30 protein-coding genes are annotated in these 26055 nt (G+C 32.9%); 25 read left to right on the forward strand and 5 right to left on the reverse strand.

The genetic code is table 11. The features are described 5' to 3' along the window. Positions 1-20: 20 nt before the first annotated feature. From F0460_RS08085 to F0460_RS08100, 4 genes are read right to left on the reverse strand one after another with little or no spacing between them, the layout of a single operon-like run. The gene (locus tag F0460_RS08085) at positions 21-338 is read right to left on the reverse strand and encodes a hypothetical protein (protein ID WP_150012060.1); all 318 of its coding nucleotides are present in this window, start codon (positions 336-338) and stop codon (positions 21-23) included. A 3-nt stretch (positions 339-341) separates the two neighbouring features. Then, a complete protein-coding gene (locus tag F0460_RS08090) occupies positions 342-698 on the reverse strand; it encodes an MmcQ/YjbR family DNA-binding protein (protein ID WP_150012062.1) in 357 nt (118 codons plus the stop codon). Continuing rightward, positions 695-1423, reverse strand: a complete 729-nt coding sequence (locus F0460_RS08095; protein WP_150012064.1) for a DUF3307 domain-containing protein — start codon at positions 1421-1423, stop codon at positions 695-697. The genes F0460_RS08090 and F0460_RS08095 overlap by 4 nt, the downstream gene beginning before the upstream one ends. Next, positions 1404-2018, reverse strand: a complete 615-nt coding sequence (locus tag F0460_RS08100) for a helix-turn-helix domain-containing protein (RefSeq protein ID WP_223810790.1) — start codon at positions 2016-2018, stop codon at positions 1404-1406. Before F0460_RS08100 ends, F0460_RS08095 begins: the two co-directional genes overlap by 20 nt. Positions 2019-2428: 410 nt before the next feature. On the opposite strand from F0460_RS08100, the gene F0460_RS08105 reads away from it, so the two are divergent. The 11 genes from F0460_RS08105 (at position 2429) to F0460_RS16170 (ending at position 14014) form a co-directional block, all read left to right on the forward strand. Beyond that, on the forward strand, positions 2429-2854 hold the full coding sequence (locus F0460_RS08105) for an NUDIX domain-containing protein (protein ID WP_150012068.1): 426 nt from the start codon (positions 2429-2431) through the stop codon (positions 2852-2854). 39 nt (positions 2855-2893) lie between these two features. Beyond that, a complete protein-coding gene (locus tag F0460_RS08110) occupies positions 2894-3283 on the forward strand; it encodes a hypothetical protein (RefSeq protein WP_150012070.1) in 390 nt (129 codons plus the stop codon). 19 nt (positions 3284-3302) lie between these two features. Then, on the forward strand, positions 3303-4367 hold the full coding sequence (locus tag F0460_RS08115) for a glycosyltransferase family 9 protein (protein WP_150012072.1): 1065 nt from the start codon (positions 3303-3305) through the stop codon (positions 4365-4367). A gap of 56 nt (positions 4368-4423) precedes the next feature. Further along, entirely contained in the window at positions 4424-5815 is a 1392-nt protein-coding gene (locus F0460_RS08120) for an AAA family ATPase (protein WP_150012074.1), read from the forward strand. Positions 5816-5942: 127 nt separating this feature from the next. Continuing rightward, a complete protein-coding gene (gene sucC / locus F0460_RS08125) occupies positions 5943-7136 on the forward strand; it encodes an ADP-forming succinate--CoA ligase subunit beta (protein ID WP_150012076.1) in 1194 nt (397 codons plus the stop codon). 133 nt (positions 7137-7269) lie between these two features. Continuing rightward, entirely contained in the window at positions 7270-8040 is a 771-nt protein-coding gene (locus F0460_RS08130; protein ID WP_150012078.1) for a hypothetical protein, read from the forward strand. A gap of 136 nt (positions 8041-8176) precedes the next feature. Then, entirely contained in the window at positions 8177-10720 is a 2544-nt protein-coding gene (locus F0460_RS08135; RefSeq protein ID WP_150012080.1) for an ATP-dependent Clp protease ATP-binding subunit, read from the forward strand. 172 nt (positions 10721-10892) lie between these two features. After that, a complete protein-coding gene (locus F0460_RS08140) occupies positions 10893-12548 on the forward strand; it encodes an ABC1 kinase family protein (RefSeq protein WP_150012082.1) in 1656 nt (551 codons plus the stop codon). A 35-nt stretch (positions 12549-12583) separates the two neighbouring features. Further along, complete coding sequence (gene smpB / locus F0460_RS08145) at positions 12584-13036, forward strand: SsrA-binding protein SmpB (RefSeq protein WP_091519086.1); 453 nt, start codon at positions 12584-12586, stop codon at positions 13034-13036. Positions 13037-13067: 31 nt separating this feature from the next. Further along, positions 13068-13628, forward strand: a complete 561-nt coding sequence (locus F0460_RS08150) for a leucine-rich repeat domain-containing protein (RefSeq protein ID WP_150012084.1) — start codon at positions 13068-13070, stop codon at positions 13626-13628. A 236-nt stretch (positions 13629-13864) separates the two neighbouring features. After that, positions 13865-14014 (forward strand): hypothetical protein, encoded by a 150-nt coding sequence (locus tag F0460_RS16170; RefSeq protein ID WP_190304123.1) that lies wholly within the window; start codon positions 13865-13867, stop codon positions 14012-14014. A 5-nt stretch (positions 14015-14019) separates the two neighbouring features. On the opposite strand, the gene F0460_RS08155 is transcribed toward F0460_RS16170, so the two are convergent. Next, positions 14020-14664: a protein-L-isoaspartate(D-aspartate) O-methyltransferase gene (locus F0460_RS08155; RefSeq protein WP_150012086.1), complete on the reverse strand. Its 645-nt coding sequence runs from the start codon at positions 14662-14664 to the stop codon at positions 14020-14022. A gap of 153 nt (positions 14665-14817) precedes the next feature. On the opposite strand from F0460_RS08155, the gene F0460_RS08160 reads away from it, so the two are divergent. The 14 genes from F0460_RS08160 to F0460_RS08225 all read left to right on the forward strand — a co-directional run bounded on the left by F0460_RS08160 (position 14818) and on the right by F0460_RS08225 (position 26054). Beyond that, a complete protein-coding gene (locus F0460_RS08160) occupies positions 14818-15783 on the forward strand; it encodes a Gfo/Idh/MocA family protein (RefSeq protein ID WP_150012088.1) in 966 nt (321 codons plus the stop codon). Between the two features lie 44 nt (positions 15784-15827). After that, positions 15828-16715, forward strand: a complete 888-nt coding sequence (locus F0460_RS08165; RefSeq protein WP_150012090.1) for a 3-hydroxyacyl-CoA dehydrogenase family protein — start codon at positions 15828-15830, stop codon at positions 16713-16715. A 206-nt stretch (positions 16716-16921) separates the two neighbouring features. Beyond that, positions 16922-18139 carry a DUF1015 domain-containing protein gene (locus F0460_RS08170; protein WP_150012092.1) on the forward strand — a complete coding sequence of 406 codons (1218 nt, stop codon included), beginning with the start codon at positions 16922-16924 and terminating at the stop codon, positions 18137-18139. Between the two features lie 6 nt (positions 18140-18145). After that, positions 18146-18805, forward strand: coding sequence for a YggS family pyridoxal phosphate-dependent enzyme (locus F0460_RS08175; protein WP_150012094.1), 660 nt, complete (start codon positions 18146-18148; stop codon positions 18803-18805). Positions 18806-18863: 58 nt separating this feature from the next. Beyond that, on the forward strand, positions 18864-19097 hold the full coding sequence (locus F0460_RS08180; protein ID WP_150012096.1) for a hypothetical protein: 234 nt from the start codon (positions 18864-18866) through the stop codon (positions 19095-19097). Beyond that, the gene (locus F0460_RS08185; protein ID WP_150012098.1) at positions 19082-19366 is read left to right on the forward strand and encodes a type II toxin-antitoxin system RelE/ParE family toxin; all 285 of its coding nucleotides are present in this window, start codon (positions 19082-19084) and stop codon (positions 19364-19366) included. The genes F0460_RS08180 and F0460_RS08185 overlap by 16 nt, the downstream gene beginning before the upstream one ends. Positions 19367-19471: 105 nt before the next feature. Then, positions 19472-20791, forward strand: a complete 1320-nt coding sequence (locus tag F0460_RS08190) for an exonuclease domain-containing protein (protein ID WP_150012100.1) — start codon at positions 19472-19474, stop codon at positions 20789-20791. Between the two features lie 2 nt (positions 20792-20793). Next, a complete protein-coding gene (locus F0460_RS08195) occupies positions 20794-21642 on the forward strand; it encodes an ion transporter (RefSeq protein WP_150012102.1) in 849 nt (282 codons plus the stop codon). Continuing rightward, entirely contained in the window at positions 21617-22558 is a 942-nt protein-coding gene (gene miaA / locus F0460_RS08200; RefSeq protein ID WP_150012104.1) for a tRNA (adenosine(37)-N6)-dimethylallyltransferase MiaA, read from the forward strand. Before F0460_RS08195 ends, miaA begins: the two co-directional genes overlap by 26 nt. Next, positions 22542-23291, forward strand: coding sequence for an acyl-[acyl-carrier-protein] thioesterase (locus F0460_RS08205; protein ID WP_150012106.1), 750 nt, complete (start codon positions 22542-22544; stop codon positions 23289-23291). The genes miaA and F0460_RS08205 overlap by 17 nt, the downstream gene beginning before the upstream one ends. After that, positions 23288-23701, forward strand: coding sequence for a DUF4198 domain-containing protein (locus tag F0460_RS08210; RefSeq protein ID WP_150012108.1), 414 nt, complete (start codon positions 23288-23290; stop codon positions 23699-23701). Before F0460_RS08205 ends, F0460_RS08210 begins: the two co-directional genes overlap by 4 nt. 2 nt (positions 23702-23703) lie before the next feature. Then, the gene (locus F0460_RS08215) at positions 23704-24315 is read left to right on the forward strand and encodes a hypothetical protein (RefSeq protein WP_150012110.1); all 612 of its coding nucleotides are present in this window, start codon (positions 23704-23706) and stop codon (positions 24313-24315) included. 76 nt (positions 24316-24391) lie between these two features. Then, positions 24392-25075, forward strand: coding sequence for a cell division ATP-binding protein FtsE (locus F0460_RS08220; protein ID WP_150012112.1), 684 nt, complete (start codon positions 24392-24394; stop codon positions 25073-25075). Position 25076: 1 nt separating this feature from the next. Further along, positions 25077-26054: a class I SAM-dependent methyltransferase gene (locus tag F0460_RS08225; protein ID WP_150012114.1), complete on the forward strand. Its 978-nt coding sequence runs from the start codon at positions 25077-25079 to the stop codon at positions 26052-26054. Position 26055 lies beyond the last annotated feature (1 nt).

The following is a 26055-nucleotide window of genomic DNA, read 5'->3' on the forward strand; positions in this document are numbered from 1 at the left end:
TGAGTAGTTTTTTTGTTTATTTAATCATTGATTATTTTAAGTTTAGAAAAAGAAGCTGGATAATTACGCTCTTTTAACCAAACAGAATCATTTGCTTTTGATGTATAATTCCAAATTAATTCTCTACTAATAGATCTATCTATCATAATTCTATCATTTTCAATTTCATAATTTACTTTATAGTGATTTAATACATTTAAAATACGTTCTTTAAAATAAGAATCCATTAGCATCTGTTTTTCAACCAGTCTTTCATTTTCACGAACAATTGGAATAAATTCAACTTTACTTGAACACGAACAAAGTATCATCAAAATAAAAAAGTACAGTAACTTCATAACCTACATATCCCTTAAAATAACCTGATCTTTCTTTGTCAATCCTTTAACAACTAAATCGTAAGAATTTACAATTAATTCTTTAAGTAGTTTGGTAGAAACATTGCTGTTAAAGTACACGCTGTTCCAATGTTTTTTGCTCATGTGGTAACCCGGTTTTATGCCGTTGTATTGGGCACGTAATTCTTCAGCTTCATCGGGGTCGCACTTTAAATTGCAATACTCAAATTCCTCAATATCAACCAAACAGAACATTTTGTTCATTACATAAAATACCAGTGTTGTTTTATCGAACGGAAATTTCTCTGTAGCTCCTTTAAACGATAAACAGTAATCGCGAAAATCTTCTATATTGTTCATATTAAATGGTGTAAAACGTAATTAAAAATCAAACCAACCACAATAGCGCATCCAAAACTTAAAAAAGTTCCAATTAAAACGTATTCGGTTAAATGGCGTTCTTTTGCATTGTTTAAATCGCCAAACCTGAAAATAGATTTTGCCGCCAGTAAAAAGCCTATTCCTTCCCAAAAATTAGCTACAACAAAACCAAAAATAAACAATCGTTCTAAAATTCCAATATATTTTCCGGCATTAAACATCACTTTTTCAGCCGTAATTTGTACCGAATGTTCCTGTACTTTTTTGTATTGCTGATAAGGTGATAATAAAATTCTGATTAAAACGGCAGTTACCTGCGTAACCAAAATAACTGCGACCAAAACAAGCCAGATAAGAGGTTTGTTTATAAAATCGATAGAGATTTCTAATGATGAAAACATCATTAAAACCACAATAATTGTCGCAATATGTACAATTTGGTCGGCGATAAAAATAACAGGAGCTTTTATTTTTGATGATAATTTCAGTTTGATCCAATCGAACAACGCATGAAAAACAGTTACCAAAATAATAGCCCACCACATAGCATCGTTCCATAAAAACAGACACATTAAAACGCCGTGAATAACAATATGACTTGAAAAATAAACTGGTTTGTGTTTGTTCTGAACCATTTTTTTGGTCTGAAAAACAAAATCGCCCAGAAAATGAGCCGCTAAAAATTTAAGAAGAAGTAGCCACATACTGTTTCATTGTTTGGTTGTAATAATTTATAAACTGATCAATCTCGTCAAATCCGCCGCGTTTTAAGGCTTCGCTTATAGTACTTTGTTTTTTGTTCAATTTTTCGGCAATCTGTGTTTGATTCAATTCCGGGTTTTTCAACTTTAAAAAGATAATTTCAGCCGATTTATCTGTCCATTTATCCATAATCAACAAAGCTAAATCGGTCATAACCCTAAATGTGTCGTTTAACGATTTATTTGCCGTATTTATGGTTAAATTTTTCTTATCTAAAGCATCAAAACCTTCGCCGGAAAGTTCAAAAGCAGTGCCGTTGCCTTCGGTAATTTTTGTTCCTTCAAAAGTTTGTTCTCCAATACCAATGCTTAAACGAACATCGATTTCCTTTAATTGCTTAATCCATGTTTTTAATAAAACAGCGTGTAATAAAGCATCTTCTGCAGTTGTTTTTAATTGAAAACTGTCGCCACGGTATAATTCCCAGTTTAATGGAGAATTTCCAAACATCTGCAAACCTTCTTTAAGATGTTTTAACCAAACTGCAGGTTTTAAAGTGCGCGATGATACAATATCGCCTGTTATAATTGCAACCATTTTATTGATTATATAATTTATCTACCACAGATTCACAGATATATATTTTACAATATAAAGTTTTCAAACATAATTTCACAGATTATTGAATGTACGGTATTCAAATTATTTTTTATAGATATTTTATGATAGTTCAACAAGTAATTTTAAAAAATCTGTGAATCTTTGGTTATTTATAATTATTTAAAGATACAAAAAATATCGTTTAATTAACCGATAATTAAAAATATCGCCTATTTAACCTATAATTCACAATATCGTTCATTTAGCCTATAATTTAGAATATCTGCTTTTTAACCGATAATTAGAATAATCTGATTAAAAACTGATATTGATTTTTATTATATAATCTGTCTAAATTAAAAGTAAAATCTTAAAAATAATTGATTAAATATGAATATTTTTGAAGAATGGAAACACAAAACTTTAAAGGTTTCAATATTCGAGTTTATGCTTTGTGCATTATGAACAACGAACTTTTAACTTTAAAAGAACCTTTTGCTGGAAATATGGTAGTGAAACTGCCCGGTGGCGGATTGGAGTTTGGCGAAGGAACTGCCGATTGTTTAAAGCGGGAATTTAAGGAAGAACTGAATCTGGAAATTACCATTGGCGATGCTTTTTACATTCAGGAAGATTTTGTGCAATCGTTAGCAAAAGACGGCAAACAGCTGTTAACGCTGTATTTTCTCGCCACTATTATAAATTTACACAATTTAGAAATCATTGATAAAAATATTCAGGAAGTAAATTGGATTCCGTTAACAGCGAATAATCCGTTTACATTGCCGGTAGATAAAATAGTTTTCAATAAATTGCAGTCAAAATTAAGTTAGCAAGCCTTGTAAAAGCTATCTTTATTAAAAATGATGTTTATGTTTAAAGACATTCCTATAATATACGTTATTGCCTCATTGTTTTTAATGTACCTTATCGCCTATTTTGTAAGGTTTAGAAACAAAAATGTTGATGCTTTTGATAAAATGAAACTATCGCTTGTTCTTTTCGGAATTTATGCAATAGTTTTATGGCTTTGTTTACCAACAACACCTGCATTAGAAACTTTTGGATATCCTGAAACAGCTAGCGACATAAAAACCGACGGTCAAATTTTAAGGCTTTTACAAGATTATAACAAGGCAATTGTACGAACTGCAAATGTTCTACATTGGTTTTTATTCGGATTTATATTCTTTTTCATGACCAATATTTATCTGTACACCACGCATCGCGAAAACCAGTTCAATTCTAAAAACAAACAATAATAATTTACGTAACGTAATAATGAGCTTAAAATCTAAAGCAAATATTGTTCGCAGAAAGCTAATGCATTCTTTAACCCACAATATTGGGAAAAAATCTGTTGGCGACATGCAGAAAAAAGCACATAACTTTAAAGTAAACCGCGTATTAATAAGCCGTCCCAACCATCGTTTGGGAAACATGCTTTTAATAACGCCGCTGGTTCAGGAAATAGCAAACACGTTTCCAAACTGCACCATAGATCTTTTTGTAAAAGGAAAAATAACGCCGATTATCTTTCAGAATTATCCGCAGGTTAAAAACATTATCGAACTTCCTAAAAAACCATTGAAAGATTTCTCGGAATATCTAAAAGTGTGGTTTTCGTTAAAACGTAAAAAATACGATTTGGTAATTAATGTAGAAAAAGGCTCGTCTTCGGGCAGAATATCAACAATAATTCCATCGGCAGATTTTAAGTTTTATGGCGATGATTTCGAAGAATTAAAAGATAAATACAACGATATTGAACATATTGCGAAATATCCGGTTTATAATTTCCGTCGATTTTTAGAAGTTTTAAATCAAAAACCTTTAGAAGGAGATGTTCCTATTTTAGATTTAAAATTATCAGAAGCAGAATTAAATCAAGGCAAACAAGACTTATTAAAGGTTACGAAAAACGATACACGAAAAACCATTGCATTTTTTACGTTTGCTACGGGCGCTAAATGTTATTCGGTGGAATGGTGGAACGATTTTTACGAAAAATTCTATCCAAAATACGCTGAAGAATATAATTTAATTGAAATTTTACCGGTTGAAGATATTTCGCAGTTAGAACGAAAACTGCCAACTTATTACAGCAAAGACGTTCGCGAAATAGCATCGTTAATGGCAAATTGCGAATTGATTGTTGCGGCAGATTCCGGAATGATGCATTTAAGCAGTGCAGCACTAACGCCAACAATTGGGTTATTTTCGGTAACACGCACCGAAGTTTATGCGCCTTACGGTAATGGCAGTACGTTTATAGATACCAACAAACAGTCACAAACCGATATCATCGAGGAAATAGACCAGATTCTATCAACCAAAAAAAGTTAAAACAAATACAACGTTGTAATTTAATTTAACGCAATTAGTATCTTTAAAAACAAAAAATGAAATTAAAAGATTTATCCGATCAGTTAGGAATATCGTTAGAAAGCTTACAAAACTTTATTTACGACTTTAACATCGATTTAGGTTTTTGTATAGACGACAACTTCAACGTAAAAGAAGAATTTAAAAATTTTGCAGAAAAAAACATTGCATTTTTAAAGAAGTATAGCAAGGATCATGCGAAAGAAAAAACACTTTCAGATATTGCAAAAGTCATAAAAGTAAGCGAAGAAAAGGTGTTGGAATTTTTTGTATCGAACGGAATTCCTGAAGAAGCCGCCAAAAATATAAAAACGAACCTTTCTAGTTACTTGATACATTTATATATTGGGGGTAAGTATGATTTTATAGATAAAGCTTTCCCGGAACCCGACAACTACAACAACAAAAGTTTGGTGGGTTATACCGATTTGTTTTTCTATTTGAACGATATGCTGGATCCTTTTATAAACAAAGAACAGCTGCAAACGTGGGGAATATCAAAACCCGCAGGAATTGTATTGTACGGACCACCGGGAAGCGGAAAAATATTCTGGGCACGTAAAATGGCGCAGATGATCGGTTACGAGTTTGTTCATGTTTATAAAGATTATCTGGCTGGAAACCTGAAAACCAGCAAGAATTCGTTTACTAACTTTTTAAACACCAAAATGCAGCATCCTAAAACCATGCTGTTTATAGATTCGTTAGATGAGCTGGTAAGCAGAAACGAAAACCAAACGTTCTTCTCTGAAAATATAGAATTGATAAATACCATTTTGCGTCATTCAAAAAAAGACATTCATCAGGAATTGCTTGTGGTAGGATCGGCAGAAATATTGAGCTTATTTGATGATGAAATATTATCGCCCGGAAATTTTGATATGCAGATACCTGTTTTTCCACCCAATTCAGACGAACGTGCACAACTGATTATTTACCATCTGGTTCAAAATCTGGTAGAAGATTCACCGCTTTTAAATATTTTAAAAACACACAAAGCATTGTGCAAATCGTTCTGGGAGCCTATTGCAAACGAAATGAGATTGTTTTCAAACACAATGATTATCGATTTTACACAATCGTTGAAAAAACGTTTGTATGCACTGCACCGAAAAGACGAAACCAAAAACATAGAATTGAACGATAAAATTTTATCAGCATCATTCAATGAGGCGAAAGCAAAACTTACAGCAGAATATATTAAAAGATGTGCGGTATTTTTATTGGAGGCAAAGCAAAACGTTGGACAAGACTTTTCTCACAGAATTTTAGAACTGGAAGCCGATCTGGAATCATATCAGGCAAAAAAACCGCCAATCAATAAAATAGGCTTTAAACAGGTGAACGAAGAAAGTGCCGTTATTGTTGAAACACCATCTCCTTCAGCACCAACAGATTTAATAATATAGTACAAAAACAATTAATTAATCACAGAAATATAAAACACCTGCATTACTAAAACAACAATATTTCATTTTTTTTAGGCAATGTAAAACAAGTTTCCTATTTTTGTACATCTAAAAAACATATAATTCAATGAATTTACACGAATTTCAAGGTAAACAGATACTTTCTAGTTATGGTGTACGTGTACAACGCGGTCATGTAGCTAATACGGCAGAAGAAGCAGTAACAGTAGCAAAACAATTAACAGAAGAAACCGGTACAGGTTGGCATGTAATCAAAGCTCAAATTCATGCTGGTGGTCGTGGTAAAGGCGGCGGTGTTAAATTAGCAAAGAATTTAGACCAGGTTAAAGAAATAGCAGGCCAAATTATTGGTATGGATTTAATTACTCCACAAACTCCTCCAGAAGGTAAAAAAGTAAACAAAGTATTAATTGCTGAAGACGTTTACTATCCTGGCGACGGTGAAATTTCAGAATTTTATATGTCTGTATTATTAAACAGAGCCACTGGAAGAAACATGATTATGTATTCTACCGAAGGTGGAATGGATATCGAGGAAGTTGCAGAACATACACCTCATTTAATCTTTACAGAAGAAATTGATCCATCTGTTGGTTTACAAGGTTTCCAAGCACGTAAAATTGCTTTTAACCTAGGTTTATCAGGTGGTGCATTCAAAGAAATGGTTAAGTTTGTTGATTCATTATACAACGCTTACATTGGTTGCGATGCTTCAATGTTCGAAATCAACCCGGTTTTAAAAACATCTGACGATAAAATTATTGCTGTTGATGCTAAAGTAACTTTAGACGACAACGCATTATACCGCCATGCAGATTATGCTGAAATGCGCGATGAATCAGAAGAACGTCCAATCGAAGTTGAAGCTAAAGCAGCAGGTTTAAACTATGTTGATTTAGATGGAACTGTAGGTTGTATGGTTAACGGTGCAGGTTTGGCAATGGCTACTATGGATTTAATTAAGTATGCAGGTTTTGAACCAGCTAACTTCTTAGACGTAGGTGGAACTGCTGATGCAAAACGTGTTGAAATCGCTTTCCGTATCATCTTAAAAGATCCAAACGTAAAAGCAATTTTAATCAACATTTTTGGTGGAATTGTTCGTTGCGACCGTGTAGCTCAAGGTATTGTTGATGCGTACAAAAACATGGGTGACGAAATTAAAGTGCCAATTATTGTACGTTTACAAGGAACAAACGCAGATTTAGCTAAACAAATTATCGACGAATCTGGTATGCCAATTTTATCGGCTATCGAATTCCAAGAAGCATCAGATCGCGTAAAAGAAGCATTATCATAATCAGATAATATTCTAACCAAATATATAGATAAGTCCGATAATTGTATCGGGCTTATTTTTTTGTGCTTTATTTTTAAAAACGATTGTTAAAATAAAAGGTTTTTTTACATTTGATAAAAATTCAGAAAAAGACATGGAAACAAATAACGAACATTTTCAAGAAAGCAAAACAGAAATCAAACCAAAGAAATCTAAAACAGGTTTGATTATTTTACTAGTAATACTTGGTTTTATATTAATTGGCGCTGGTGGATATTTCTTTTTAGATTACAAGCACCGTATGGCAACTATCGAAAATGAAAAAGAATATTCTCAAGAACGTTTAGATGCCATAAACGGAATTTTTTCTGTAGCAGAATACGATAACATTCCGGAAAACTACCGTGAACACATCTATGATTTTTTAGCACACAACAGTTATTTAGACGGAACGTACTTTTTAACCAAAATTGCAGACCGTGCAAAATCGGTTTATGCATTTGGCGATTTTACGGATGATGACAATGATGAAGACGATTTAGCGGTTTTGTTTGAAAATAACGATTACACAAGCAGTATGCTGGTAATCTTTAATCATAAAGGCGAAGGTTTGTACATTAAAAATTTCGAAAATGAATTGCCTACCATAAATGCTTTTAAAGTTGGTGCAAAAATCTACGAAAACGAAGCAAAACTAACACCTGCTTCTTGTGGTGGTTTAATGATTAAGACCGACTACCGAAAAGAAGCTTTGGTTTACAACAAAAAAACAAAAAAATTCAATTCACATTATCAGTACACTGAAGACGATATCAAATCAATGAACGAGCCAGAAGAATATTATGACGAAGGTTATGAGGAAGAAAGTACCGAGGAAGTGCCAGAAGCATCAATCATTAACTCAATAAATCAAGATAGCCATTAAGCTATCTTTTTTCTTTTAACATAGTAGGAAAATAGAAATTAGTTTGTTAAATTAGATAATATCAAAACCAACTGACAAAAAAATTTAAGGTACAGATTTTGATATGTTAATTAAAAAAAACCCTAAATATTATAAAATGGACGACAATTTTTCACCAAGAGTAAAGGAAGTAATTACCTTTAGTAGAGATGAAGCTTTACGTTTAGGGCACGATTATATTGGTACAGAGCATATCATGCTTGGTATTTTGCGCGAAAGCCAAGGCGAAGCAATCACGATATTACAAAACTTATCAATTGATTTGGAATTTCTTAGAAATCGATTTGAAGCATTGATTCCAGAGAACCCTAATAAAATTATTAACACTGAGAAGAAGAACATTCATCTTACAAAACAGGCAGAAAACGCTTTAAAAAGAGCTTTTCTGGAAAAAAAATTATATAAAACCGATGTAATTAACACCGGACACATTTTAATGTCGATACTTAGAAACACAGAAGATCCAACAACTATTCTTTTGAATCGATGCAAAGTTGATTACGACAATTCGAAAGAAGAATTTGTGAGTTTGTTATCAAATTCAGAATCTTTAAGCGAGCAACCTCGTAACAGTGCGTTTGACGATGAGGAAAGAGGTGACAGTATGTCAGATAACTTCAATAATCCGTCAGCACAAAATAAAGCAGGCAAAAAATCTAAAACTCCGGTATTAGATAATTTTGGTCGCGATTTAACCGAACTGGCAGAACAAGGAAAACTGGATCCTGTTGTAGGTCGTGAAAAAGAAATCGAACGTGTTTCGCAAATCTTATCGCGCCGTAAAAAGAACAATCCGTTGTTAATTGGTGAACCAGGTGTGGGTAAATCTGCTATTGCAGAAGGCTTGGCATTGAGAATCATTCAAAAGAAAGTATCGCGCATTTTGTTCAACAAACGTGTGGTAACTTTAGATTTGGCTAGTTTGGTTGCTGGTACAAAATACCGCGGTCAGTTCGAAGAGCGTATGAAAGCCGTAATGAACGAATTGGAAAAGAACGATGATATCATTCTTTTTATCGATGAAATTCATACCATTGTTGGTGCCGGCGGTGCAACAGGTTCATTAGATGCTTCGAACATGTTCAAGCCTGCATTGGCTCGTGGAGAAATTCAATGTGTTGGTGCAACAACGTTGGATGAATACCGTCAGTATATTGAGAAAGACGGAGCTTTGGAACGTCGTTTTCAAAAAGTAATTGTAGAACCTACTACGGAAGAAGAAACAATTACCATTTTGAACAACATTAAAGCAAAATACGAAGATCATCATAACGTAATTTATACGCCGGAAGCTATTGAAGCCTGCGTGAAATTGACAAGCAGATATATGAGTGAGCGTTTCTTACCAGACAAAGCTATTGATGCGTTGGATGAAGCAGGATCTCGTGTACATATTACAAACATTGAAGTTCCGGACGATATTTTAAATCTTGAAAAAGAATTAGAAGAAGTTCGCGAAAAGAAATCAGATGCTGTTAAACGTCAGAAATACGAAGAAGCTGCGGCTTTACGTGATGATGAAAAACGTATTGAAAAAGATTTAGCGGTTGCACAAGAACGTTGGGAAGAAGATTCTAAAAACAATAAAATTACTGTTACTGAAGAGCATGTTGCCGATGTAGTTTCAATGATGACAGGCATTCCGGTAAATAAAATTGCACAAGCCGAAAGTAAAAAACTGGCAAAATTACCAGATGCCATTAAAGGCAAAGTTATCGGTCAGGACGAAGCTGTGGTTAAAATTGCAAAATCGATCCAAAGAAACCGTGCAGGCTTAAAAGATCCTAACAAACCAATTGGTTCGTTTATCTTCTTGGGTCAAACCGGTGTTGGTAAAACGCAGTTGGCTAAAGTTATCGCAAAAGAAATTTTCGATTCTGAAGATGCTTTGATCCGTATTGACATGAGTGAATACATGGAAAAATTTGCCATTTCACGTTTAGTTGGTGCACCTCCGGGATACGTTGGATACGAAGAAGGCGGCCAGTTAACTGAAAAAGTCCGCAGAAAACCTTATTCGGTAATTTTGTTAGACGAGGTTGAAAAAGCGCATCCGGATGTTTTCAATATGTTATTGCAGGTTTTAGACGACGGACATTTAACAGACAGTTTAGGTAGAAAGATCGATTTTAGAAATACGATTATTGTAATGACATCGAATGTTGGTGCACGTCAGCTGAAAGATTTCGGTACAGGTGTTGGTTTCGGAACCAAATCTAAACAAGACCAGCAGGAAGATCTAACCAAATCGGTTATTGAAAACGCTCTTAAAAAAGCTTTTGCACCTGAATTTTTAAACAGAATAGATGATGTGGTTGTGTTCAATGCTTTAGAAAAAGAGCATATTCACAAAATCATCAATATTGAAATTGAAAAACTATACGAACGTGTAAACGCTTTAGGTTATCAGTTAGAATTAACAACCGAAGCTTTAGATTTCATTGCAGATAAAGGTTTTGACAAACAATATGGAGCGCGTCCGTTAAAACGTGCCATCCAAAAGTATGTGGAAGATTTATTGGCAGAAGAAATCATCAACGGAAACATTCATGAAAATGATGTACTGTTAATGGATAAAATTAAAGACGAAGAAGCTTTAAAGGTGACTATTAAAAACACCAATTCTTCTTTAAAGAAATAAAGTAAATTATTTTAAAAGCTGTTTAAATAGCAATTATTAGTCAAGCTGAACTTGATTCAGCTTCTCATAATTTTGTAAATCAGAATAATGAGATTCCGGATCAAGTCCGGAATGACAGAATATAATGTTTTTTAAACAGTTTTTTTATACCTTTTAATCAGGAAAAAAGGCTATGAATCAGATCAGAAAAATTAAACGTATCGGCAACGTAATCAGCATCTTATCCAAATACGGATTCGATGATATCATTGCACGAACAAGTGCAGAAAAGTTTCTGCCAAAGGGTTTCTTAAAATCAAAACGGGGCGAAGAAATTTTTAAGCTTGGCGTTTACAAGCGTGTGCGTTTGGTTTTGGAAGAATTAGGACCAACATACGTTAAATTAGGACAGATGTTCAGCAATCGAGAAGACATTCTGCCTGCCGAAATGATTGCCGAATTAGCCGAACTACAAGACAATGTTCCGCCAGAAGAATTGGATATTTACAAAAAAATAGCCGATGAACTGCTGATAAATCCCGATGAACATTTTGAATACATCAACCCTACTCCCATTGCTTCAGCCTCTATTTCACAGGTTTATGTAGCACGGTTGGTTAATGGCGAAAAAGTGGTTATCAAGGTTAAAAGATCAACTATTGACGAAATCATAAGATCGGATATCATGATCATGAAGGATCTGGCAAAAATTCTTGAAAAGAATTACGATGCTGCCAGAAAAATGAGTTTAACACAGCTGATTAATTCGTTCGAAAACAATATGTATCGCGAATTATCGCTTACAAACGAATTTCATAATATAGAAAAGTTCCGCAAAAACTTTGAAAATCGTTCTGAAGTTTACGTTCCAAAAACTTTTAAAGAACTATCTAACAACAACATTTTAATTATGGAGTTTATCGATGGTTTTAAGGTAAACAACAAAGAAAAAATCATTGAAAACGGCATGTTGCCTAAAGATGTTGCGCAAACCGGTATTGTGCTGTTTATGAAAATGGTGTTAGAAGACGGTTTTTTTCATGCCGATCCGCATCCGGGCAACGTTTTTATAATGAACGATCAAAAGTTCTGTTTTATCGATTTTGGATCTATGGGTCAGATCATGAAAGGCGATATGGAACTTTTAGAGGGAATTATTGAAAGTTTCTTGATTCAGGATGCCAAGAAAATTATTAGATTAATGAAACGTTTGGCAATTGAATATCATATTGAAGACGAAAAAACGCTGGAACGTGAAATTTATGATATTTTCCACATGCTGGAACATACTGCTTTGAACGAAATCAACGTGAACGATATTGTAGCAAAAGTAAAATCGATTATGGCGAAAAATCATGTATTGATGTCCGAATTTATTTATTTGCTGTTACGCGGAATATCGATTATTGAAGGAATTGGTAAGCAGTTAGATCCCGAATTAAATGTTATGGAAAGCATGCGTCCGTATGCAAACGAATTGGCTTTAAAAAAATACGGACCAAAACAAATCGCTCAAAAATCGTTAAAACATTTAAAGATACTTGCTGCAAACCTGCAAAATTTACCCGACGATTTAACTGTTTTATTAGAAAAGATAAAAGACGACAAATTAAAAGTGAACTTTGAAGTAGAAGGTTTAGAAGATATGCGAAAAACCCTTCAAAATGCATCTAACAGATTGACGTATGCCATAATTATTGCGGCTTTATCCATAGGATCATCAATTTTAATGATGGCACATATTCCGCCGCTTTTCTTCGGAAATTCACTTTTAGGCTTGCTTGGATTCATCATTTCGGGTATTTTAGGCATCACCATTATTTATTCTATCTGGAAAAAAGACAAATAGTTTTACAAAACACCAACTTTTAGTACATTTGCACCATGCAGAAAAGTATAAACATATTAAACAAACGTGCCAAATTTGAATTTGAGTTTATTGAAAAATATACGGCAGGAATTGTTTTGGCGGGAACCGAAATAAAATCGATACGTTTGGGGAAGGCATCTATTGCAGACAGTTTTTGCGAGTTTCAAAATGGTGAATTATTCATGATTAATTCGCATGTGGAAGAATATTCGTTCGGAACGCATTACAACCACAAGGCAAAAAGCGAACGCAAACTGCTTTTAAATAAAAAAGAATTAAAATCGTTAAATAAAAGTGTCCAGAATAAGGGTTTAACCATTGTACCACTGCGCTTGTTTACCAACGAAAAAGGCTTAGCTAAAGTTGAAATTGCTTTGGCAAAAGGTAAAAAACTATACGATAAACGCGAAACCATTAAAGACCGCGACAACAAAATTGATTTAGCCCGTTTAAAGAAAGCTTATTAGGAAACTAATAAGTTTTTATTTTTGATAAAAAATGCAACTTATAAATAAACAACTAAATAAAATAATTTTATTGTTATCAATTGTAACTTTATCCGTTTCATGTAAATCGCACAGAAATGAATTGAAGATAGATTTAAAGGATAAAAAATTAACCGAAATTCCGAATAGTGTATTTGAAAATAAAAATTTGACAGACTTAGATCTTGGTGCAAATGAAATCGTTATCTACCCACCATTATCTGTGCAAGTAGATGAAAATCAAAATCAAATTTCAGAATTACCCGAAAGAATATCTGAATTAACTCAATTAAAAAAGTTAATTTTAAACTCAAACAAACTTACGACGCTCCCTTATTCAATTATAAAACTTGAAAATTTAGAAGTTTTAGATTTAGCGTTAAACAAAGATCTAAATATAATAAACGAAATCCCAAAACTTAATAAGTTACCTAAACTTAGAGTCTTAATAATTGCGGATACTAAACTTAATTCAAGTGATCTAAATTTAATTCAAGAAACATTAAATAAGAATATTAAATTAATTTACACAGTTGAAGAGTATTTTGATTATTTGGAAAATGATACAAACTAATAAGTTTTTTTATTTTTGATTAAATTATAACTTATGAATGATTAATAAATCAATTCGATACAGAAAAATTAAAGGAAAATGCATATTTTGGATTTTTTGATGATGATGGATATGATTACATTAAAGCCAATAAAGAAGGCTTAATGTTATATGCGATAATTTAATTATTGCTTCTGAAAAAATTGAAAAAATATCTAATTCTAATGCTATCCGAGAGACTATACCATTTGGGATAAATGAAAAATGGAGAACGTCCAAATGTTATAGAACCCACAAAATCTAACTTTTTTGAAAAGCTCATTCCAATTGGTTGTTTTTTACTTTTTATAATTTTTGGAGTATCATTTTTTGTTGGCTTGGCAGAAATAATTAGTTGGTTTGAGTAAACGCACTACCTATTCTTATCTTCTAACATAGGTACAAACTTAAAATCTCCAAATTCGTGTTGTTCAAAATGCGTTTGCGATGTTCTTACTAACAACGTCATTACCTGAACATCATCTCCCACCGGAATAACCAACCTACCTCCTATTTTTAATTGAGCCAATAAAGGTTGTGGAACAAACGGCGCGCCGGCTGTAACAATTATACCATCAAACGGAGCATCTTTAGGTAAACCTTTGTATCCGTCACCAAATGAAACCACTCGTGGGCGATAGCCTAATTTTGGTAATAAAACCGATGTTTTTCTGTATAATTCATTTTGGCGTTCAATAGTAAAAACCTTTGCGCCCATTTTGCACAAAACCGCCGTTTGATAGCCCGATCCTGTGCCAATTTCCAACACTTTATCATCAGCTTTAACCTGCAACAACTGTGACTGAAAAGCAACAGTGTAAGGTTGCGAAATTGTTTGTCCGGCACCAATAGGAAAAGCAGTGTCTTGGTATGCAAAATCCTGAAAACCCGATTCTAAAAACAAATGGCGCGGCACAGCATTCATAGCGTTTAAAACATTGGTGTCGTAAATGCCTTTTTCTGCCAATAATTTTACCAACTGGTTTCGTAAACCTTGATGTTTTGCGGTGTCTTTCACGTTTTAAAGAAGTTTTTCAGTGCATCAAAATTACATATATTTTCAAAGTTAACACAACGTTTTCGGTAGAATATTTTTAACATCTGCGTAACTTTCAGCTAATAAAACACTTCGGTTTTCAAATATATTCTAACTTTGCAAAAAACATTCATTATGTTAAAAATTGGCGTATTAGGCGCAGGTCATTTAGGAAAAATCCATTTACGGTTGTTAAATCAATCATCAAAATACGAATTGGTCGGTTTTTACGATCCATCTAAAGAAAATGCCGAAAAAGTTTCTGCAGAATTCGGTTATAAATCATTTGATACTATTAGCGATTTAATTGCAGCAGTTGATGTGGTTGATATTGTAACGCCTACCCTTTCGCATTACCATTGTGCGGTTGAAGCTGTAAAAGCGGGCAAGCATATCTTTCTGGAAAAACCAATTTCGAATACGATTGAAGAAGCCGAACATATTATTGAACTTGCAAAAGAATATAGTGTAAAAGGACAAGTTGGTCATGTGGAACGATTTAATCCTGCATTTAAAGCGGTGAAAGATAAAATTCACAATCCAATGTTTATAGAAACGCACCGTTTGGCTGAATTTAATCCTCGCGGCACCGATGTTCCTGTGGTTTTAGATTTAATGATTCACGATATCGATGCCATTTTAAGCGTTGTAAAATCGCCGGTTAAAAATATTCATGCAACGGGAACTGCTGTAATTAGTGATTCACCCGATATTGCCAATGCACGTATTGAGTTTGAAAACGGTTGTGTTGCCAATGTAACATCGAGCCGAATTTCAATGAAGAACATGCGTAAAGCTCGATTTTTTCAAAAAGATGCCTATATTTCTGTCGATTACCTTGATAAAATCTGTGAAGTAGTAAAAATGAAAGATGCACCTGAAGTTCCGGGCGATTTCGATTTGATCCTTCAAAATGCAGAGGGAATTAAAAAACAGATTTATTTCGATAATCCTTCGGTAGAAACCAACAATGCCATTTTAGATGAGTTGGAAACTTTTGCAGATGCCATCAACAACAACACAACACCAATTGTAACGTTAGAAGACGGCACAGAAGCGTTAAGAATTGCGTATCGCATCATTAATTGTTTCGGTAAATAAATTAAAAAAAGTATATTCGCATAAATTCGTATTAAAACATAAAAATGAAAAATATAGCTGTAATTGGTGCAGGAACAATGGGTAACGGAATTGCTCATACGTTTGCACAAAAAGGATTTAAAGTTTGTTTAATTGATATTTCGGACAAAGCAATAGAACGCGGAATGAACACGATTGTGTCTAATTTAGACCGTATGATTGCGAAAGGATCAATTACCGAAGCAGAGAAAAAAGCTACTATTGAGAATATTATTACTTATACCGATGTTAAAGACGGCGTTGTAAATGTAGATTTGGTTGTTGAAGCTGCTACAGAAAACATCAACCTAAAACTGAACATCTTTAAAGAATTAAGCGAGGTTTGCAGAGAAGATGTTATTTTGGCATCGAACACCTCTTCTATTTCTATCACGCAGATCGCTGCGGTTGTTAAAAACCCGGAACGCGTAATTGGTATGCACTTTATGAATCCGGTGCCTATCATGAAATTGGTAGAAATTATCCGTGGGTATAACACTACAGATGAAGTTACCAAAAAAATCATGGATTTATCTTTAGCTTTAGGAAAAACACCAACCGAAGTTAACGATTATCCAGGTTTCGTTGCAAACCGTATTTTAATGCCAATGATTAACGAATCTATCGAAACATTATACAACGGTGTTGCGGGTGTTAGTGAGATTGATACAGTAATGAAATTAGGAATGGCACACCCAATGGGACCATTACAGTTAGCTGATTTTATTGGTTTAGATGTTTGTTTATCGATCTTAAACGTAATGTACGACGGATTTAAAAACCCTAAATACGCTCCTTGTCCGTTATTGGTAAACATGGTTATGGCAGGAAAATTAGGAGTAAAATCAGGCGAAGGTTTCTACGATTATTCTGAAAGTAAAAAAGCAGAAAAAGTTGCAAAAATGTTTTCGTAAAAAAATAGAAAATAAAGTTTTAAAGACGATTGAACACTGTTCAATTGTCTTTTCTGTTTTTTTAATTTATCTTGTAATGATTTCAAAACCTTGTCAAGCTGAACTTGATTCAGCTTCTCATTATTTATATTTGTTATGAGATTCCGAATCAAGTTCGGAATGACAAAAAATAGTACCTATTTATATTAAGTTTTTATTTTAAATAAATGGCAGATATAATTCCTTTTAAAGCAGTTCGCCCGGCGGCAGATAAAGTTTCGTTGGTAACTACGCGTCCGTATGATGATTATTCGGCAGCCGAACTGGCTTCGTGGCTCGATTTTAACCCGTTTTCATTTCTTCATATTGTTAATTTGGCGTTTATCAATCAGGAAAAGATCGATCCATTGCGTCGTTACAAAATGGTTGCAACAAAATATCAGGATTTTAAACGTGACGGAATTTTAATTAAGGAAGAAAATCCGGCAATGTATCTGTATCAGATCAAATCGAAAAAAAATAATTTCGTCGGAATTTTAGCAGGAACTTCGTTGAAAGATTACGAAACCAATGTGATTAAAAAACACGAAAATACCTTACAATACCGCGTTGAAAACTTAAAGGATTATTTTAACGAAACTCGGTTTAATACCGAGCCGGTTTTAATGATGTATCCAAATTGCGACGAATTGGAACTTTGGATTGCTCAAAAAATAAATCAAACGCCTTTGTATGATTTTTCAACAACCAATCGCGAAAGACACGTACTTTGGAAAATTGATTCTGATGAAGAATTGAATTTTATTCAACAGACTTTTAAGGAAATTCCAAATTTATATATTGCCGACGGACATCATCGTTCTGCTACTTCAGATTTACTTTTAAAAGAAAACAGCAAGAATGCCAGCAATAATATGAATTATTTTATGAGCTTTTTAATTTGCGAAAAGCTGATACAGATTAACGAATACAACCGATTAATTCATGATTTAAACGGTATGGAAACCCATGAATTTCTGAATATTTTAAATGAAAAATTCTCGGTTGAAAAAGTGCACGAATATTGGAAGCCCACAAAAAAATATACGTTTGGTATGTATTTAGAAGGATCGTTTTATTCGTTGACATTAAAAAACATTCCGAATAAAGAGCAGATAATCGACAATTTAGATGCGCAAATTCTGTACGACTTAATATTAAACCCTTTATTGAACATAAAAGACTTAAGAACCGATAACAGAATTAGTTATATTCCGGGAAATAAAAATATTATGGAACTGGTAAATAAAGTTGACAACGGTGAATTTAAAATCGGATTTATATTGTATCCATCATCGGTAAACGAAATTAAAACCCTTGCTGATAACGATTTAACCATGCCGCCAAAAAGTACATATATAGAACCAAAACTGCGCAACGGTTTAATTATCTATGAATTTCAATAAACGATTATGTCAATAGCTGAAAACTTACAAAATATAAAAAACACTTTACCTGAAAATGTTCATTTGGTTGCGGTTTCTAAAACAAAACCAGTTGCCGATTTGTTGGAAGCCTATAATGCCGGACAACGAATTTTTGGAGAAAACAAAATTCAGGAAATGACCGAGAAATGGGAACAAATGCCAAAAGACATTCAATGGCACATGATTGGTCACGTACAAACCAACAAGGTAAAATACATGGCACCTTATGTAAGTTTAATTCACGGAGTTGACAGTTTAAAATTATTGGTTGAAATTAACCGACAAGCAAAAAAATGGCGACGTGTAATTCCTTGTTTGTTACAGGTCTACATTGCAACCGAAGAATCGAAATTTGGTTTGGCGCACGATGAATTATTACAATTGATTCATTCAGAAGAATTTAAATCGTTAGAAAACATAAAAATAATCGGATTAATGGGAATGGCTTCTTTTACAGAAGATGCAGACGTAATTCGTAAGGAATTTCAATCATTAAAAGATATTTTCGATTATTTACAACCTTATCAATTGCCAAACTGTCATTTTCAACAACTTTCTATGGGAATGAGCGGCGATTATAAAATTGCGATTGAATGCGGAAGTACTATTGTACGTATTGGAAGTTCGATTTTTGGAGGAAGTTAATATAATTTGAAATTATTTTTTTTGTAAATTTACTATTGAAATTAAATACACTAGTATTATGAATTCAGCAGAATTAAAACTCAATCTAATCAATAAAATCACTCAAATTACTGATGTAGTTCAATTAAAAGAATTGCTACAGTTACTTAAATTTCAGAGTGATGATACTGTTTATCATACAACCGAAGCAGAAAAAAAAGCTATTTTAGAAGGTAGAAATCAGATTAAAAAAGGTGAAATTCTATCACACACCGATGTTGAAAATGAAATTGACGAATGGTTGAGCAAATAGTTTGGACAGTTAAAGCAAAAGATGATTTAGCAGCAATTCTTAAATATTGGAACAATCGAAATAAATCAAAATCTTTCAGTATTAAACTAACTTCTTTGATATTTGAACAGCTAAATCTTTTAAAGGAATTTCCGCTAATTGGCAGAAAAACAGACATTAAAAATGTTTCTGTAAAGGTAATTCATAATTATCTGCTTTATTATGAAATTTTAGAAAACACACTTTATATTCTTACAATTCAACATCAAAAACAAGATCAAAAAAAATAAATACTTCTCTAAAAACAGATTAAACATAATTACTTGCTTCATTAACATTTTTCGTATTTTAGCCTTTAAGAAACCAGCCGTATTTTGGGCTGACAAACCAACAGAGTGTACGCAGTAATAGATATAGAAACCACCGGCGGGCAATTTAATAAAGAAGGAATTACCGAAATTGCTATTTATAAGTTTGACGGTGTTGAAATTGTAGATCAGTTTATAAGTCTGGTTAACCCCGAAATTCCCATTCAGCCGTTTGTTGTTAAACTTACCGGTATAAACAATGCTATGTTGCGCCAGGCACCAAAGTTTTTTGAGGTTGCCAAACGCATCATTGAAATTACCGAAGGTTGCATTATTGTTGCACACAACGCTCCGTTTGATTACCGAATTTTGAAATTGGAATTTGACCGTTTAGGCTACAAATTTCAAAAACCAACGCTGTGTACGGTTGAAATGTCTAAAGTTTTATTGCCCGATGCGCAAGCGTACAGTTTGGGTAAATTGGTTCGATCTTTAGGAATTCCAATCGCTGATCGTCACAGAGCAAGCGGCGACGCCATGGCTACGCTTAAACTTTTTAAACTGTTGTTAGATAAAGACATTGACAAACAAATTGTTAAGCAGCAAATTAAAAACGAAGTTCATCAGGGAATATCGCCTAAATTGTTCGATATTTTAGAGAATATCCCTGCAAGTATTGGTATTTTCTACGTTCATAACGATAAAGGAAACATCATTTTTATAGGAAAAAGCAGTAATATCCGTAAAAAATTAAATCAGATTTTTACTGCAGATACCAAAATTGCCAAACGTATTCAAAAAGAAGTTTATACGGTAACTTTTGAAGAAACAGGTAACGAATTAATCGCATTGTTGAAAGAGCGTGAAGAATTGCTGCACAACAAACCGGTTTTAAATCCAACACAACGAAAATCGCCTTTTTTATGGTCGGTTTATCAGGAAAAACTGGAAAACGGTTACGAAACCTTAAAGATTCATAAAAGCGATGGTCGTAAAAATGCCGTTCAATCTTTTAAAAATCAAAAAGGTGCATTGCAGTTTATCAATGATCTGTATAAGGAAAACGAAATTGTAGAAGAAGTTCAAAACGCACTTTCATCTGCAGAAAACATCAATTACCCAACCGTTTTGCACAACGAACTTTTCAGTTCATTATTAACATCAAACAAATTAAAACACAACAACATAATTATTGTTTTAAAAGGAAGAAACTTAAACGAAAAAAGTGCGGTTGTTATTGAGAACGGAATTTTTAAAGGATTTTGCTTTTTCGATCTGAATTATCAAATTCTAAATGCGCAGGTTTTAAGTAAAATCTTAATTCCGCTTATTTATACAAAAGATGTGTTAAATACGGTTAAGCATTATCTTTACACAAAAAAAGACTATAAAATTATATCGTTTTAGGAATGAAACATATAAAATCGAAATACGAAATACTTCGTCAGAAAATTTACATCGTAATTTACGGATCGGGCACCATTGCAGGAAAAACGTTCGATTTGCTGTTGCTTGCCGTAATTTTGTTGAGTGTACTTTTAATTATGATGCAAAGTGTGGTGCGGTATGACAAGCTCCATCACGATTTTTTTGTTGTAAGTGAATGGATAATTACCGTATTTTTTACGCTGGAATATATCTTACGAATCATAAGTAACAAAAAACCGCTGAATTATATTTTCAGTTTTTATGGTTTTGTAGATTTACTGTCGCTTTTACCCATGTATTTAAGTTTTTTCTTCCCGGGATCAGAAGCTTTGGGTGTTATACGATCTTTACGTTTACTGCGATTATTTGCTATTTTAGATTTAATTCCGGTATTAAATCAATCATCGCACATAAAAGAATCATTACGTGCAAGTGCTAACAAAATTGTTGTATTTGTCTATTTTATCTTGGTTATGTCGGTTATTTTAGGTACCATTATGTTTGTAATAGAAGGTCGCCACAACGGGTTTACCAACATTCCAAATAGTATTTATTGGTGCATTGTAACCATGACAACCGTTGGTTATGGCGATATTGCCCCAATTACACCAATTGGCAAAGCAATAGCATCGTTCATTATGATTATGGGGTACGGAATTATCGCCGTACCTACCGGAATTGTTACAGCCGAATTATCAAGAAATCGCAGAACTAAAAACGTAAAGAATAATTGCCCGCGCTGTAAAACTTTTATTTACAACGAATTTGCAAATTACTGCTACAATTGTGGCGAAAAATTTATTGATGGAGAAGTTAAAATCGACGAATAATTACCTAATTGTAATCGTAGGACCAACAGCTATTGGAAAAACCGCATTATCAATTCAATTAGCCAAACATTTTAATTGCGATATTGTTTCGTGCGATAGTCGACAGTTTTATAAAGAAATGACGATTGGTACCGCAGTTCCATCAACCGATGAATTAAAACAAGCAACGCATCATTTTATTCAGAATAAATCGATCACCGAAAACTACAGTGTTGGCGATTACGAAAAAGAGGTTTTACCTTTGTTAGATGAATTGTTTTTAAAAAATAATATTCAGATTGTTGTTGGCGGATCAGGATTATATGTTGATGCCATTTTAAAAGGATTTGATGATTTTCCGGAAGTTTCGACTGAAATTAAATCCGAAATCGATAAAAATTACGAAGAGAACGGTTTTGAGTATCTTCAACAAAAATTACAGCAATTAGATCCTTTCTATTTTGATTTTCTGAAGACAACTAATCCGCAAACTTTGGTAAATCAACAGCGAATGAAGCGTTTTATTGGAGTTTCAATGGCGGCAAATGCTCCATATTCTTCGTTTTTAAATCAAGATAAAAATAAACGTAACTTCACTCCTCTCGTTATTGGTTTGGAAGCTCCGCGGGAAGTTATGTACAACAGAATCAATCAACGTGTTGATATAATGATGAATAACGGTTTGTTGCTTGAAGTTGCTAATTTAAAAGAGCATCAACAATTAAATGCCTTGCAAACAGTTGGTTACCGAGAATTGTTCGATTTTATCGATGGAAAGATTTCTTTAGATGAAGCTGTTGAGGAAATCAAGAAAAACACTCGCCGATTTGCCAAACGACAGATTACTTGGTTTAAGCGCAATGAAGCTACCGAATGGTTTTCGTATCAAATCCCAATAAAAAATATTTTAAGCTACATAAATGAATTTACCCGATAAGTTTTCATCAAAATACAAAGGTTCGTGCCAAGTAACAATAGATAAATGCTCTGTAAATTCTAAAATTCGCATTACCGATTTATTGAATTTACTACAGGCGGTTGCCGGGAAACATTCAGATTTAGGTGGAATGAGTTATTTTGATATGCAGCAAAAAAATCAGGCTTGGGTTCTAAGCAGCATGCGTATCGAAATTGAAAATTTACCGCAATGGCACGAAACTATTGAAATTGAAACTTGGATTGAAACACTTGCGGGCATAAAAACGATTCGTGATTTTGATGTTTTCTTAAATGATGAAAAAATAATCGGTGGAAACAGTCTTTGGGTAGTTTTAAATACCGAAAAACGCAGACCCGAAGCTATTGCAATTTCTCACGATCATTTAGAAAAATATCCTGAAAAGAAAGCTACATTAAAAAAATTCAATAAGATTGATTTATCGCAAAACGCAGAATTAGTGAGTCATCATAAAGTCGTATTTTCCGATTTAGATGCACTGAATCATGTAAACAACGTGAAGTACATTGAATGGTGTTTAGATTGTTTACCGATTGATATTCTTGAGAAAAATCGAATCAATGTAATCGATATTAATTACTTAAAAGAATTAACTTTTAAACAAAAAACTGCGATTTATTCTTCAATTAATGAAAAAGAAATCTATTTTTATATTAAATTAGACGAAATTGTTTGTTTTGCAATGAAACTTGAATTAACCGATATCTTATGAAAAAAATACTTTTTTTAGCTTTTACGCCTTTACTTTTCTCAAGTTGTACAAACGACTTTTACGATGGTGATACCCGAACAATAATAGAAGGAAAAGTTGTATACAATAATGTTCCTTTAAGTAATGCTGAAGTTAATTTTTATCCAGTTTACAACAAACCTAAAAATGGAACAATAACAGAATTATCGTCTAATGAAATAGTTTATGACCAGTATCAAGATGAGCCTATAAGTATTTCTAAAACAACAACTGATGCATCAGGTAAAATAAGTATTTCTATCCCCAGAAATGAAGACACAAGTGTATATGTTGTAAAAGTAACACGTGGTAAAAATAGTAAATATTACGGTTACATATCTCACTATAACACAAATAACTATTACATTAATTTAGGCACTTTAAACTATTAATTATGAGAAAGATAATCATTTTAATGTGCGTATTACTTTCGTTATCAAGTTATTCACAAGATGAAAAAAAATCAAAAGTTGATTTTGTTGATACTTTTCAATTTACTTTTGGATTTTCAAATTTAGCTCCTAATAAAAGTATGGTGGGCGATGCTCATTCCGAAGCATTTCCATTGATTTCGGCACGTTTAGGAATTTTTAGTTATAGTCGATTTACTGCTGGTATTCATGCATCTTTACACAGAATGGAAACTAAAAACAATAACTATTTTGGTTTTTTTCATAGAACAACAGCCTTTACACCTGGGCTTTATTTAAGTTATTATCAGCCAATAACAACAGAAAGTTTAATTGAACCTTATGTCTCATATGATTATACAAAGTATACATCAACAGGCTATGGTAGCAAAGAATTAGATTTTGAAAGTGACGGATTAGGTTTAGGTATCGATTATCAGCATAAAATTGGTAGCAGAGCTTATGTAACTTTTGGATTAAAATATTCGTTTAATAAAATGAGAACAGAAACACATCCAAATTGGGAAAAATATATAAACAATTACAACTTTATGTCTGCAAAAATTGGTTTTACTTTTTCTAAAAACCGACTTTAATCAAATTTAAACTCCCTTTTTTTGAGATTGAATTTTTATTAACGCATAACTTTTGATATTTTTACAAAAAAAATCCATGTCAGCATCTATCTTAAAACTACATAATGTAACCATTTTTCAAGAAACCGAGCCTATTTTAGCCGATGTTAATATTGATATTCATAAAGGTGAATTCATTTATTTAATTGGAAAAACCGGTTCAGGTAAAAGTAGTTTAATGAAAACGCTTTACGCCGATTTAGATTTAAAACAAGGCGAAGGTGTTATTGTTGATTATGACTTACGCACTTTGAAACAAAACGACATTCCTTTTTTAAGACGTAAATTAGGAATTGTTTTTCAGGATTTTAAGTTACTTCCAGACAGAAATATTTTCGAAAATTTACTATTTGTTTTAAAAGCAACCGGCTGGACAAACGAAGTTGATATGAATACACGTATCGAAGATGTTTTAGATCGTGTTGGTATGTTACAGCATATTCGTAAAATGCCACATCAAATTTCGGGTGGCGAGCAACAACGTGTGGCAATTGCACGTGCTTTGTTAAACGACCCCGAGTTAATTTTAGCCGATGAACCAACAGGAAACCTGGATCCACAAACAAGTGTTGAAGTTATGGAGGTTTTACAGCAAATCAATCAAAACGGACGTACAATTTTAATGGCAACACATGATTATGCTTTGTTGTTGAAATATCCTGCTAAAACGTTGAAATGTGACGAAGGAAAAGTTTTTGAAGTAGTTCAGAAAACGGTTTAAAATGATTCGATTACTTACAAGAGAAGATTTTATCGATGTTTATACCAAGCTAAACCAAAGAGGTTTTGGTTTTATTGCATCAAAATTTTCTTTTAAAAAAGAATCAAGAATAAGTAGTGCCTTTAATACTTTCAGATTAGAAAACACCAATTGGTGGGATATTCCTGCAGTACAAACCCGTTGGAACAAAATGATTTCACGCGATGACAATACTGATTTCAGAGATTACTTAATCAACCACCATTTAAAAGATAAAAAAAATTTAAAAGTTCTTTCGTTAGGTTCAGGTACTTGTCAGCATGAAATTTATTATGCAAGCTTCAACAATACTTTCAGTGAAATTTTATGTGTCGATCTGGGTTTAAACAACATAGAGAAAGCTCAAAAAATCGCACAAGAAAAGCAATTAAACAATATTCATTTTAAGTGCGAAGATATTTACAAAACCACTTTTAAAGAAAATTATTACGATTTAGTAGTTTTTCATGCATCGTTACATCATTTTTCGAATTTAGACCAATTATTCAAAGACAAAATAATTCCTGCTTTAAAAAATAATGGTTGTTTGTTTATCAACGAATATGTTGGTGCAAACAGGTTTCAGTTTCCAAAGAAGCAAATTCAGACTATCAATAGTGCTTTAGATATAATTCCCAAAGAACATAAAATTAGAGGAGCTACTAATCTGGTAAAAAACAAATTTTACGGCAACGGATTATTTCGAGTTTACCTTGCAGATCCTTCAGAAAGTGTTTCGTCAGCAAATATTTTAGACACCGTTTACAAGTATTTTAATGTGGTTGAAGAAAGATCTTTCGGCGGAAATATTTTAATGAGTGTCTTTAAAGATATCGCTTATCATTTTGTTGATTTAAATGCTGAAAAACAGACTATTTTAAATAAGTTGTTTAAGATTGAAGATGATTATTTAAAAGAAAACAAACCCGATTTTTTAGTCGGATTTTATCAAAAAAAATAAA

The organism is Paenimyroides baculatum (genome assembly GCF_008629655.1).
Lineage (GTDB): Bacteria > Bacteroidota > Bacteroidia > Flavobacteriales > Flavobacteriaceae > Flavobacterium > Flavobacterium baculatum.